At 73.4% G+C, this 12200-nt stretch carries 8 protein-coding genes; 3 read left to right on the top strand and 5 right to left on the bottom strand.

All coding sequences use genetic code 11. The features are described 5' to 3' along the window. Nucleotides 1-22 precede the first annotated feature (22 nt). Entirely contained in the window at nucleotides 23-1363 is a 1341-nt protein-coding gene (locus ACL02O_RS25485) for a nicotinate phosphoribosyltransferase (protein ID WP_412820687.1), read from the bottom strand. 276 nt (nucleotides 1364-1639) lie between these two features. After that, a complete protein-coding gene (locus ACL02O_RS25490) occupies nucleotides 1640-2320 on the bottom strand; it encodes an NADPH-dependent F420 reductase (RefSeq protein WP_412820688.1) in 681 nt (226 codons plus the stop codon). Nucleotides 2321-2658: 338 nt separating this feature from the next. On the opposite strand from ACL02O_RS25490, the gene ACL02O_RS25495 reads away from it, so the two are divergent. Beyond that, the gene (locus ACL02O_RS25495) at nucleotides 2659-4293 is read left to right on the top strand and encodes a class I adenylate-forming enzyme family protein (RefSeq protein ID WP_412820689.1); all 1635 of its coding nucleotides are present in this window, start codon (nucleotides 2659-2661) and stop codon (nucleotides 4291-4293) included. Next, entirely contained in the window at nucleotides 4290-5180 is an 891-nt protein-coding gene (locus ACL02O_RS25500) for an alpha/beta hydrolase (RefSeq protein ID WP_412820690.1), read from the top strand. Before ACL02O_RS25495 ends, ACL02O_RS25500 begins: the two co-directional genes overlap by 4 nt. Before the next feature lie 141 nt (nucleotides 5181-5321). Here ACL02O_RS25500 and ACL02O_RS25505 read toward each other — a convergent pair whose 3' ends face one another. Then, entirely contained in the window at nucleotides 5322-5765 is a 444-nt protein-coding gene (locus tag ACL02O_RS25505) for a hypothetical protein (RefSeq protein WP_412820691.1), read from the bottom strand. A 198-nt stretch (nucleotides 5766-5963) separates the two neighbouring features. On the opposite strand from ACL02O_RS25505, the gene ACL02O_RS25510 reads away from it, so the two are divergent. Continuing rightward, nucleotides 5964-6635, top strand: a complete 672-nt coding sequence (locus tag ACL02O_RS25510) for a TMEM175 family protein (protein ID WP_412820692.1) — start codon at nucleotides 5964-5966, stop codon at nucleotides 6633-6635. 90 nt (nucleotides 6636-6725) lie between these two features. Here the strand turns inward: ACL02O_RS25510 and ACL02O_RS25515 are convergent, their stop codons facing one another. Continuing rightward, nucleotides 6726-8057, bottom strand: coding sequence for a TIGR02679 domain-containing protein (locus tag ACL02O_RS25515; RefSeq protein ID WP_412820693.1), 1332 nt, complete (start codon nucleotides 8055-8057; stop codon nucleotides 6726-6728). Further along, the gene (locus ACL02O_RS25520) at nucleotides 8054-12196 is read right to left on the bottom strand and encodes a TIGR02680 family protein (protein ID WP_412820694.1); all 4143 of its coding nucleotides are present in this window, start codon (nucleotides 12194-12196) and stop codon (nucleotides 8054-8056) included. The genes ACL02O_RS25515 and ACL02O_RS25520 overlap by 4 nt, the downstream gene beginning before the upstream one ends. Between the last annotated feature and the right edge of the window lie 4 nt (nucleotides 12197-12200).

Genomic DNA, 12200 nt, shown 5'->3' on the forward strand with positions numbered 1-12200 from the left:
ACGCCACCGAGGCGGTTGGTGATCAGTAGGAGCCGGCGTGCGCCAGCCGCGTGGTCAGTCGGTCGTGGAGTTCGGCCAGCCTTGGGCTGACCGTGGCGGTCAGCGGCGTCGGGTCGGCCAGCCGGCGGGCCGCTTCCGGCAGCCAGGCGAGGTCGGTGTCAAAGCGGCGGCGCGCGGCGCTCACCTCGCCGGCCGGGTCCGCGGCGTCGAGGCGACGGCCGCCGCGCATGACCGGTACCAGCAGCGGCTCGCGGTCGACCGGCGCGGGCTCGTCGCGCAGGCCCACCAGGTCCCCGTCGGCGCCTGAGGGGGCCCGGAAGACCTGCTTGGGGCCGGGCAGGGTGGCCTTGCCGGGCGAAAGTTTGAGCACCGGGCGGTCACCGTACGCGACCAGCTTGTAGGCGCTGTCCAGCGACGGCGCGTCGTAGGAGACGCCCATCTTGGTGCCGACCCCGTACGCGTCGATCGGGGCGTCCTGGGCGACCAGCGCCGCGATGACGTCCTCGTCGAGGCTGCCGCTGGCGATGATCTGGGCCCGTTGCAGCCCGGCGCCGTCGAGGATCGCGCGGGTCTGCCGGGACAGCGCCACCAGGTCGCCGGAGTCGAGCCGTACGCCGACCGGCCCGGTCAGGCCGAGTTCGGCGATGACGTCCACGGCGGCCCGCACACCGGCCGGCGTGTCGTAGGTGTCCACGAGGAAAACCGGGTTCTCGGGAAAGTCGGTGGCGAACGCCCGGAACGCCGCGCGCTCGTCGGGGAATGCCTCGACGTACGAGTGGGCCATCGTCCCGGACGGCTTGAGCCCGTAGTGCCGGGCGGCCTCGACGTGGCTGGTCGCGGCGAACCCGGCGATGACCGACGCCCGCGCCACGCCCGCACCGGCTTCGATGCCGTGCGTACGGCGGAACGCGAAGTCGACCAGCTGCGCGCCGCCGGCGGCGAGCCGGCAGCGGGCGGCCTTGCTGGCCACCGTGGTGTGGAAGGTGAGCAGGTTGAGCACCCCGGTCTCCACCAGCTGCGCCTCTGCGATCGGCGCGGTCACCTCGAGCAACGGTTCGTCGGCGAAGACGACCCGGCCTTCCGGCACGGCCCGGACGTCGCCGGTGAACCGCACTCCGGCCAGTGCCGCCAGGGTGGGCTCGTCGAAGCCGCCGACGTCGCGCAGGTAGCCCAGTTCGTCGTCGTCGAAGGCGAAGGTCTCCAGGAAGGCGAGCGCCTCGGCCAGGCCGGCCGCGACCAGGAAGCCGCGCCGGGGCGGCAGGCGGCGGACGAAGAGGCTGAAGGTTGCCTGGTCCACCATGCCGCGGTGCAGGTAGCTCGCCGCCATCCGCAGCTCGTAGAGGTCGGTACGCAGTCCGGTCACGCCACCACTGTGTTCGATCCGGTGGCGGACCGTACCCGAAACCGGGGATCCCGGAGGGTGCCGGTCGCGGCGCCGACCCGGGGCGGGGTCGGGCCGATCGCGGCGGGGCCGCCGGGAAAGTCGAAGTTGACCGGGTGTAGGCCGAGTCTCATCGCCGAGCTGCCGTCCGTCGTCGTGGTTCCGGTCGCGCCGCCCGCCGCCGCTGCCGAGCGGGGGCGGCGGGATCCGGCTCATGAGGGCCGGTGCCGGTGGCCGGGCGGCCCGGCCAGCGGGCGGTCATCGGACGATCTTGAAGTTGAACATCGGGGTGTTCAGGGCGCCCATCAGGCGCAGCCACACCGGCAGCAGCATCTCGGTGCCGCGGGCGGTGGTGATGTCGCCCAGGTCGATGACGTCGGTGTGGCCGAAGGATTCCAGGAGGCCGGCGACGGTCTTCTTGGCTTCGGTGTCGTTGCCGGACACGAAGATCGAGTGGTCGCCGTCGGCGAGGGTCTTCGGGTTGACCATCAGCGCCGCGGTGAGCGTGTTGAGCGTCTTGACCACGCGCAGCTGCGGGAAGGCAGCCTGGATCTGCTCGCCGAGGCTGTCGGTGTCCTTGACGAACAGGGTGGGCGGGAATCCGTTGCCGAAGTCCAGCGGGTTGGCGATGTCGATGAGAATCTTGCCGGCCAGGTTCTCGGTGCCGGCGGCCCGCAGCGCCGCGATCGACACGTTGCCGGAGGTGGCGTTGACCAGCAGTTCGGCGCCGGCGGCGGCATCGGCGAACGGGGCCAGGCGCACCTGCGGGTGTTCGGCGGCCCAGGCGGCGTAGGGCGGGTTGCCCATCCCGTCGGGGGTGGTCCTGGCCAGCGTCGACGCGACGTCGCGGGTGCCGACGGTGACCTCGTGGCCCAGCTCCGCGAGGCGGCCGGCCAGCGCCTGGCCGACCATTCCGGTGCCCAGAACTGCGATCTTCATGGTGCTGCTCCCCCTGGTGAAGGCTCTGGTGGACGTCCGGCGGCGAACTCCCACCGGGCGCGGAACTCAAGCTAACAGACGGGTCTGTCTACCGACAACCTCGCTTCAACCGCGCCTTAGGAGACCAAATCCAGCCTGCCCTTGCACAGACTTGTCTGTGAACAGGGGCGCAAGCCCCGGGGGGTGAGCCGGTGAATGGGCACGTGGTGCAGGCGTGGGTGGCCGACCTCGTCCGCCCCGCTCGTCCCGGCCCACGTGGTGGGATCCGCCATCCGGCCGGCCCAGAGATGTGTGCATCCCCCATCGCCCGAACGGCTGATCGAGCCTAGGTTTCGCACATGGAGCCCCGCACATCCGACCCGCGCCAGCCCGTTGACGACTTCCGGCCGCGCTGGTCGGGGTTCGCCGCCTTCCTCCGTGACCGCACCGACCACCACGCTCCCTACCTGACCGAGCTGCACCACGGGCGGGGGATCCGGCGCGCCTGGACGGTCGGCCAGTGGCGGTCCCGGGTCGAGGCGACGGCGGCCTGGCTGCGCGGGCGGGGCATCGCACCGGGCGACGCGGTGGCGACTCTCGCCGGCAACACCGCCGAGGCGCTCGCGGTGGCGTACGGGTGCTGGCTGATCGGGGCGTGCTGCGCGCCGCTGAACGCGCAGGAGGCCACCGACCGGCAGGTGTTCGTGCTGCGCGACTCGACGGCGCGCCTGCTCGTCCACGCGCCGGAGCACACCGAGCGGGCCACCGCGCTCGCCGCGGCGTCCGCCCTGCCGCTGCACCACACCGACGAGTTGCCGACCGACACCGCTACCCCGGTCGAGGACCCGGCGGTCGGCCTGGACGTCGCCGCGCTGCGCCTCTACACCAGCGGCACCACCGGTGAGCCCAAGGGCATCATCACCACGGTCGGCAACCTGCTGACCGACCTGGACGCCCTCGCGCGCATCTTCGCCTGGGATGGCGACACGCGGGTCTACACGGTGCTGCCGGTGCACCACGCCAACGCCCTGGTCATCTCCAGCCTGCTGCCCTGGCACACGGGTGCGTCCACGGTCCTGACCGACCGGTTCCGCACCGAGCAGTTCTGGACCGACGTGGCCGCCGAGGGGGCGACCACCGCCAGCCTGGTGCCGACCCTGCTGGAGTTCCTGCTCGCCGGCGACGGCACGGCACCCGGGTACTTCACCGAGGTGCTGTGCGGCGCGGGCCCGCTGCTGGTGGAGACCGCCCTGGACTTCGAGAAGCGCTTCGGCGTCCCGATCCGGCACATCTACGGCCTGTCGGAGACCACCTGCGTCGCCTGCGCCATGCCCGCTCTCCCCGAGCAGCAGCGCCGTCACTGGCATGCCGACTCCGGCTTCCCCAGCATCGGCAGCGCGCTGCCGCACGCGCAGATGGCGGTGCTGCACCCGGCGACCGGGCAGGAGCTGCCCGCCGAAGTCCGCGGTGAGCTCGCGGTCCGCGGCGCGATCATCATGCGGGAGTACGCCGGGCGCCCCGACGCCACCGCCGACGCGTTCCGCGGCGGATGGTTCCACACCGGCGATGAGGGCTTCTGGCGTCCCGGCCCGGACGGGCGCCCGGTCTTCTTCATCACCGGACGGATGAAGGAACTGATCATCCGGGGTGGGCACAACATCTCCCCGTTCGAGATCGACGAGGTGCTGCGCACCCATCCGCGGGTGGCGTTCGCCCTCGCCGTGCCGTTCGAGCACCGGGTCTACGGCGACGAGATCGCCGCATACGTGGTGGCCGACGGGCCGCTGACCGCGCAGGACGTCCTCGACCACTGCGCGGCCCGCCTCGACTTCGCCCACCAGCCCAAAGTCGTCGTCTTCGGCGACGACGTGCCCTACACGGCAACCGGCAAGGCCAAGCGCCTCGAGCTGAAGGCCCGCCTCGCCGCCGAACTCGCCACCTACCGCGACGCCACCTTCCGCCGTCCCAAGGTCGTCACCGAGGAGCAGCCGTGAAGCCCGGAGAACTCGACGTCCCCGTCGCCGGCGGCACCCTCCGGCTGTGCCGCTGGCCCGGCGGGACCGGCCCGACCGTGCTGGCCGCGCACGGCATCACCGCCAACGCCCTGTCCTGGGCTCCGGTCGCCGACGCCCTGGCCGGCCGCGCCACCCTGATCGCCGCGGACCTGCGCGGCCGCGCCCGCAGCGCCGCCCTCCCCGGCCCGTACGGGCTGGCCCAGCACGCCGACGACCTCATCGCCGTCCTCGATCACCTGGGCCTCGAGCGGGCGCCGGTCGTCGGGCACTCGATGGGCGCGTTCGTCGCCGCCGTCGCCGCGCTGCGCCACCCGGACCGCGTCTCGTCGGTGCTGCTGGTCGACGGCGGTGTCACGCTGCAGGTGCCCGAGGCGGCGAACATCGACGACGTCCTGGAGGCCGTCATCGGCCCGGCCATGCGCCGGCTGCAGATGACCTTCGACAGCGAGCGGGCGTACCTGGAGTTCTGGCGGGCGCACCCGGCGCTGTCCGCGCACTGGTCACCCGCGGTGCGTGACTACGCGCTGCGCGACCTCGTCGGCGAACCGCCGGCGCTGCGCTCCTCCTGCGCCCTGGAGGCGGTACGCCGGGACGCCACCGACACGTTGCTGGACGAGCAGACGACGACCGCGGCTCAGTGGATCCGGTGCCCGGCGACGCTGCTGTGGTGCGAGCGCGGCATCCTCGACGAGCCGCAGGGCCTGTACGACGAGGCCCGCCTGACGGCCGCCGGGGTCGACCCCGATCGCCTCACGACGACGATGGTGTCCGACGTCAACCACTACACGATCCTGCTCTCGGCCAAGGGCGCCGCAACCGTGGCCGAGCACATCGCACGAGCGGCGTGCGGCCCGGTCGCGGCGTGACCTGCGGTCCGGGCTCCCGCGCCGGCAGCTGATCGGCTCGGGCCGGCAGTAGTTCGGTCCGGAAGACGTGGAGCTCGCCGCCCCTGACGACGGCGAGCACGACGCTGTTCAGCGAGCCGATCTCGGACGCGGGCCGGGCGATCAGGCGGCCGGAGCGGGCCGCAGGGCTTCCGCGAGCGACTCGGCGTTCTTCTTGTCCACCCGGGGGAAGGTGAGAGCCACGCCGTCACCCGCAGTGCCGAACGCGAGGCGCAGCAGGCTCACGACGCCCATCTTGACCTCGGCCAGCGAGACCTGCTCGCGGGGCACCTCACCGAGCACCTTCTTACCGGGGCCGCCCAGGAACGTCTGGGTCAGGAAGATCAGTCGACGGTCGGTGAGCACGACGAACTGCTTACGGTTCGACACCAGCGCCGCCCCCAACGCTCCGGCGGCCTCGAGCACCACCGCCTGGCTGACGACCGTCCCGAGCCGACCGGACGAGAACTTGCCGACCATCGCCCGCGTCGCCACCGCCGGCTGCTCACCGGCCTGCAGGATCGGCGCGACCTGCTCGAACGCACGGGTCTGAAGCTTCTGGTTCATTGCGTCTCCATTCCTCTGCCGCGAATCGCGCCGATGCTAATCACTGCGCGGCCGACCTAGATCGAACGATCGGCTGACATCAGGTGGGAGAAGTGGACACACTACACATTTGCGGTAATGCTCCGATCACGGTGCGTGCTGTCCGCCGTCGGCGGTGTCACGCGAGAGCCAGGTCAGGAAAGCGGGCGTGTCACCACCATGAAGACGAGCGATCGGGACTCGGCGGCGACGGGGCAGCCCGCGGACACCGACCGGGCGAAGGCGCTCAGCGACGGCGTCTTCGCGATCATCATCACCCTGCTGGTGCTGGAGCTGCGGGTGCCGCACACCGAGCCCGGCGGGCTGCTCGCCGGCCTGCGCGGGGAGTGGTCGTCCTACCTGGCCTTCGTGCTGTCGTTCCTCTACGTGGGGGTCCTCTGGCTCAACCACCACGCGCTGTTCCGTCGAATCCACGCGGTGACCCCGGGTCTGAACTGGATCAACCTCGGCATCCTCTTCGGCGTGGTGATCATCCCGTTCCCGACCGCCGTGCTCGCCGCCGCGCTGGCCGAGGGTGATCGCGACGACCTGCGTACCGCCGTCACCTTCTACGCCCTGGCGGCCGCGATCATGTCGGCCCCCTGGCTGGTGGCCTTCCGGTACCTCCGCCGGCACTCGGCGCTGGCCACCCCGGACCTGCCCGGCGGCTACTTCCGTACCCAGAGCCTGCGGCCGTTGACCGGGCTGGTGCTCTACGGCCTGGCCGCAGCGATCGGCTGGTTCCTCAACCCGCTGCTCGGCCTGGTCGGAATCGTGATCATGATCGCCTACCACGCGGTCACGAGCGAGGGGCTCCGCGAGGGGCCGCTGGGCCGGCTCATGCGCCGGTAGCCGCGCGGCGGCAACCGTCCAGGTGAACTCTCTCAGGTGAGGCAGCAGCTTGTCGTCGGTGCCCTTGCGGTACCGCGACGAGGTCGCCGCTCAGGTAAGCACTGCCGAACCGGACGGGCGCCGCCGCCCCGCTTCGCGCAGATCGTTGAGCAGTAGGTCGATCAGCCGCTCCTCCATCACCGCGCGTCCGGCACGGCGCATGGCATCGAACAGCGGCGGGTCCCACGGCGTCGGGGCGGGGGCACCGATCATGGCCGGACCCGACACTGCGGCGGGCTCGTACTCGGTGGTGGTCATCCGCCAGGGAACCGCCGTCTGGTGACGTGCGAGGGCCGCGGCGGTCAGTCGTACACCGGTCCAGTCCAGGTCGTTGCGCCATCGGATCAGGGTGTTCTGCGCTGCGCGCAGCAGGGTGTGCACCGCCACCGAGGGCACGCCTTCGGTGCAGATCAGCGGGGGCGCCTGCGGGCCGAGCGCGGAGGTGGCCGCCCGGAGCACGGCCGGGTTCTCGCAGACGAAGATCTCGTCGCAGGTCAGCGTGAGGGGGGTGAGACGGAGTTGGTGCAGGGTGACCCGCACCGGCACGCCCGCATCGGCGGCCTCGGTCAGCCACCGTCCGAGCGGGCCGCCGGTGGCGGGCACGTTGAGCACCAGCACCTGGCTGGCGAGGTCGTCGGGGACCAGCCCGACGGATTCCCACAGGGCACGCTCGGGCTCGCCGCCGGCGGGAACCGGCAGCTGTTGCCAGGCGGCGAGGGCCCGCAGCACGAGACCTCGCAGCGGGCCCTCGGCCAGGGCTTTCGTGTCGTCGAGTACCCGGTCGGCGAAGACCGGGACGGGCTCGTCCGGTGCGGGTAGGGCGTCGAGCACCCGCAGCACGTCACGGAACGGCAGGCCGGTCCGTACGGCGCGGGTGAGGGTGCCGTCGCGACGCAGGGTGTCGAGCCAGGCGCCGTACCAGCCGGCGTTGGCGTGCCGGCCGGCCCGGGCGGCGGTGAGCAGGGCCTCCCGAGCTCTGGCCTCGCGCTGCGCCTCGGCGGGTCGGTTGCGCAGCGGGAAGGCTGCGGAGAGCAGATCGCGCAGGCCGACGCCGTGGACCGCGCGGAGATGGTCGTCCACGTCGCTGAGGCGCACGCTGAGCCGCGCCGACCCGGCGGACCGGTGGGCGCCGCTGATCCCGATGATCAGCAGTCGTTCGGCGTCGGTGGGGGACGTCAGGGTCACGGCGACGTCGAGCCGTCCGCCGGTGCGCTCAAGGCTGCGCCGGGCGGCGGCGAGCAGCCGCCGCCAACCCGGGTCGTCGGGTAGCCGCTGCCGGCCTGGGTCGGTCTGTCGAGGCGGTCCGGCAGCGGGGCCGTCCTGGGTGACCGGCTGGCCGGACGCATCGGTGTGGTCGGCCGGCGGCCGGGGTTCTGCACTCATTCGTCGGCGAGGTCGAGGACGAGTTCGGACGGGTCGATCGGATCGGCGGTGCCCGGCGCGCGGCGGGTCTCCGGCGAGCCGAGCGCACGAGCCAGCGTCCCGTCGAAGTCGGCGACGTTGACCGAGCCGTCCCACACCAGCAACAGGGTGGAGACGGTGTGCTCGACGGCGGAGTGTGACAGGTCGTAGTGGGCGGCACCGCGGACCGCCGGATGGGTGGCCCACAGGTCGTATCCGGTCATGAACAGGTCAAGGTCGAACTGTTTCGCCAACGCCATCAGTTCGCCCCGGCCGGTGTCGTCCACCCCCGCGAACGCCTCGTCCAAGCCGAGGAGGCGGGGCGCGTCCGGCCGGGCCGAACCGAACAGGGCGTTCGCGGCGGCGAACAGCGGCAGGTGCAGCGACACGGACTGTTCACCGCCGGAGAGCTGGCTGTGCCGGGCGCGGGTCAGGGCCTCGGTGCCGCCGCCGGGTCGGTGCAGGGTGAAGGCGAAGGTACGCCACTGCCGGTAGTCGAGCACCTCACCCAGCAGCTCCCGGTACGGCCGCTCGGGGTGCATCGCCCTAGCTGCCTTGATCCGGGTGGCGAAGTGCCGCCGCATGGTGGTGAGCTGGGCCGGCCCCAGCCGGGCCGGGTCGCGTTCCAGCAACTTGCACACCTCCCGCTGCTCGGCGTCGAGGTCGTCGGCGAGCCGCCAGCCGACCCCGACGGTCAGCCCGGAGGACATCCGGCGGGCGCGCATCTGGGTGTCCATCGCCTCCACGAGGTCGCGCGCCTCGATGGTGCGGTGATGGATCTGCCGGGCGAGCTGGCCGAGCAGCGCGTCCTCCAGCACCCGCTGCTCGGCGTCGGTGAGCAGTTGTTCCTGGTCGCGTCGCTCTCGGGCGATGCGGTCGGCGAAGTGCGCCACCGGGGTGAGTCCCTGCTCGTCGGCGACCCGGACGATGATGACTCCGTCGTCGGTGTCCCACTCGGGCCGCTGGTCGAGTCCGGCAGCCGGCAGCTGTGCCTGCAGTTCGGTCAGCGCGGTGGTGAGCCGGGTGGCGCTCTGCTTGAGTGAGGTCTCGGTCGGGCTGAGTTCCCTGGTGACCGCGAGGATCGCCTCGTGCAGGGCGGCCACCTGGGGATCCAGGTCCGCGGCGAGGTCGTCGTCCGTCGCCCGGGCCGGCCACCGCAGGTCCGTCGGGCAGCGCAGCAGTCCCAGCAGGTCCGGTCGGGCGTACGGGCGCAGCCGCACCGCGTCGTGGTGCGCCTCGGTCACCGCGGCGGCGACGGCCTGCTCGCTCAGCTCCACCCGGGTGACCGCGGCAGCGCGCTGCTGCTGGGCGGCGCTCAGCTCGCCGCGGGCCCGCTCGACGGAGCCTTCCGCCGCGATGATCGCGTCGGCGGTGCGCGCCACGTCGGCCAGCACCCGTTCCGCCTCGGCGCCGACGCTGGCCCGCAGCGTCCGGTACGCCTCGGCCTTCTCCCGGTGCCGCTCGGCTGCCATCCGGGCCAAGTCCTCGGCGGCGGCGAGTCGGTCGACGGCCTCCTCGTGGCGCTGCTGCGCCTGGGCCTCCTGCTCGGCGGCGCGCGTGGTGGCCGGGTGTGCACCTTCCAGACGTACGCCCCGCTTCTCGAACCGGTCGACGGCGTCGGCGGTGGCCCCCAGACGGTCCAGCGGGAGGGACCGCTCCGCGATGGCCCGCTGCAGCGCGGCGCCGGCTGCGGCCCGTTCGGCCAGGGCCTGGTCCAGGCGCGCGTTTGCCGCGGCTGCCGACTCCTGCCGGTTGCGCAGCGTGACCGCTGTCCGCTCCACGTCGCGCAGCGCGGTGTGGATTCCGGTGAGCGACGGCAGCTGCCCGGCGGCGGCCACCACGGCGGTCAGCAGCCGCTCGGTCGCCGACCGCTGCTCGTCGACCGTACGCAGCTCCGCGTCGAGCGCGGCGCGCTGCCGATCGCAGTCGGCGAGCCGGGCGGCGCGCCGGGCGGCCCGGGCGGTCGCGCCGATGTACTCGCAGCGGGCCTTGACGAACCGTCCGACGCCGACGCCCTGGGCGTACCGACCGTCGGCGCCGACGGTGACCGCTGCCGCATCCTGCGGGTCGACCACATCCGCCAGCGCCACCGAGGCCAGCAGACCGCAGACCCGTTCGGCGGGCACCTCGTGCTGCTCCTCGGCGACCAGCACGTCAGCGAGGGTCACGCCGGAGGGCCGTCGCTGCGGCGGCAGGGGCAGCAGGTAGCCGTCGAGATCCTCGCCGGTCACCGCGTCCGCCGCCAGTTCGGGGTCGGGGTGCAGCCAGGCGTCCAGCAGGCCGGCCGCGTGCAGGGCCGCCTCGATGGCCGCGGCGCTCGCGTCGGGCACCCCGTCGGCGAAGCGGACCAGCCGCCACAGGGGTGCGCCGGGCCGGCCGGCGCGCGGAGCGGGGCGGGTCACCGGGTTCGGCGGTGCGTCGTCCTGTTCGGCGGCGATCCGGTCCCGTTCCGCCGCCAGCTCGTCGACGCGGCCGGCCAGCGTCGTGCGCTGCGCGGTCAGCTCCGCGAGCCGGTCCCGCTGCCGGTCGACGGCCGGGGCGGTGGCGTCCGCGTACACCTCGCGTGGTGTCGGCGCGTCCGGCTCGCCGGCGGCGGCGACGGCGGCGGTCAGCAGGGCCGGCAGGTCCGGCCGTTCGAGCTCGGGTAGCAGGCCGGCGTGGTCCTGCGCCCACCGGTCGACGGCGGCGCGCACCTGCCCGCGAGCGTCCGTCAGGGCCCGCTCGGCGCGCTGATCGGCTTGCTCGGCTTCGGTGAGCGCGTCGGCCGCGCCGGCCGCGTCGGCGGCCGCCCGGGCGTGGTCACGTTCGGCTTGGGCGTGCCGGTCCGCCTGCTCGCGCACGGCGCGCACGTCGTCGCGGCGCGCTCCGGCCCGGGCGGCGAGCCGCGCGGGCAGTCCCTCCGGAATGCCGTCTGCGGCGGTCCAGGCGATCCCGGCGGTCTCGGCGTCGAGCAGCAGATCGGCGGCGAGACGCTCCGCGGCGGCCCGCGCGTCCCGGGTCGCCAGGACGGCCCGTTCCCATTCGCCGCGCCGCCGTCCGGCGGCGTCCTGCTCGACGGTGACGGAACGGCGGGCCCGCTCGGCCGCCTCGGCCAGGTCGTGCACGTGCCGTTCCAGGTCGGCGAGCTGCTCGTGGGACTGGTACGCCGCCGAGCTCTTCAGGCTGTCCAGGTGCGCGCGCAGCCGGCCCGGCTCGCCCTCCACCGCCCGCAGCCGCCGGGTGGATCCGCTCTCCGCCTCGGCGGCCGCGGCGGCCTCCTGACGCGCCTCGCCGAGCGCCGCAGACCGCGCGGCGACCGCGCGGCGGCGCGCGGTCAGCAGGTCGGCGGCCGCGCGCGCGTGGGTGCGCAGGTAGGTGGAGTAGACCGTGAGGAAGGCGGCGGTGGCGCCGTCCGCGGCGGCCAGGCCCTCGAGGGTACGGGCGACGGCCTCCATGTCGTCGAACGAGCGGGCCGCCTCCACAAGCAGATGCTCCTCGATCGGGCGCAGCCCGCGCTGCAGGGTTCGGGACAGCTCGACCGGGTTGAGGTCCTTGGCCAGCTGCGGCTTGCGCAGCGTCAGCACCAGGTCGAGCAGCTGCTCGTAGCGGGCTGGGCCGAGGCCGAACAGCCGGGCGTCGACGAGCTGGCGGTATTCCTCCGGGGAGTCCCGCACCGCGTCGGCGCCGAGCCGGTCGATCAGGTCGCGCCGGGTCAGCGGCCGGTCGTCGGCGTCCAGCAGGGAGAAGTCCACCCCGACCCGGCCGTCGGTGACGAAGTGCCAGCGGGTCACCCGGTCGACGTGCCGGTGCGCCCGCAACCCGATGCCGACCGTCACGTACGAGTCGCCGTCGCCGAACTCCATCCACACGTACGCGTGGGCCACCTCCTGGCCGCGGTAGAGCAGGTTCGACTTCATGGTGCGGTCCTCGCTGGCGAACGGGTTGAGCCGGCGCGGCTCGATCCGCCCGTCGAGCACGAACGGGAAGAGGACCTCCAGGGCCTTGGTCTTGCCGGAACCGTTGGGCCCGCGCAGCACCAGCCACCCGTCGACGAAGAGGAACTCCTCGTCGCGGTAGTCCCACAGGTTGATGATCCCGGCGCGGGTGGGCGCGAAGCGGCGCACGGCGCGTTGTTCGATCACGTAA

The sequence above is a fragment of the Micromonospora mangrovicola genome (assembly GCF_047200535.1).
GTDB lineage: Bacteria > Actinomycetota > Actinomycetes > Mycobacteriales > Micromonosporaceae > Micromonospora.

Bases quoted from the DNA above. Each gene is read 5' to 3' on its own strand.
- ACL02O_RS25515 (WP_412820693.1), bottom strand. From the start codon at position 8,057: ATGAGTGCAGAACCCCGGCCGCCGGCCGACCACACCGATGCGTCCGGC.
- ACL02O_RS25510 (WP_412820692.1), top strand. From the start codon at position 5,964: ATGAAGACGAGCGATCGGGACTCGGCGGCGACGGGGCAGCCCGCGGAC.
- ACL02O_RS25490 (WP_412820688.1), bottom strand. From the start codon at position 2,320: ATGAAGATCGCAGTTCTGGGCACCGGAATGGTCGGCCAGGCGCTGGCC.
- ACL02O_RS25495 (WP_412820689.1), top strand. From the start codon at position 2,659: ATGGAGCCCCGCACATCCGACCCGCGCCAGCCCGTTGACGACTTCCGG.
- ACL02O_RS25505 (WP_412820691.1), bottom strand. From the start codon at position 5,765: ATGAACCAGAAGCTTCAGACCCGTGCGTTCGAGCAGGTCGCGCCGATC.